Source organism: Ensifer sp. NM-2 (assembly GCF_003024455.1).
Lineage (GTDB): Bacteria > Pseudomonadota > Alphaproteobacteria > Rhizobiales > Rhizobiaceae > Ensifer > Ensifer canadensis.
In genome coordinates this window covers 1-255 of the sequence record NZ_PVZR01000215.1, presented here as the reverse complement: position 1 = coordinate 255, position 255 = coordinate 1, and the positions used below count along the sequence as shown (strand labels likewise).

Here is a 255-nt window from a genome sequence, read left to right as displayed (position 1 = left end):
GAAATCCCGCTGTCGCCGCAGTCGGCCGCGCTGTTCATCTCGCAGTCCGGCGAAACCGCCGATACGTTGGCATCGCTTCGGTACTGCAAGGACCATGGCCTGACGATCGGCGCGGTCGTCAACACCCGCGAATCGACCATTGCGCGCGAATCCGATGCCGTGTTCCCGATCCTGGCCGGTCCTGAGATCGGTGTTGCCTCGACCAAGGCCTTTACCTGCCAGCTGGCGGTGCTCGCCGCCCTTTCGATCGGCGCC

The 255-nt window shown here is 65.1% G+C and carries 1 protein-coding gene; it reads left to right on the top strand.

Annotated features, from left to right (window positions below; translation table 11 throughout):
* The coding region (locus C6558_RS39525) for an SIS domain-containing protein (RefSeq protein ID WP_146161047.1) at positions 1-255 on the top strand (255 nt) is incomplete at both ends.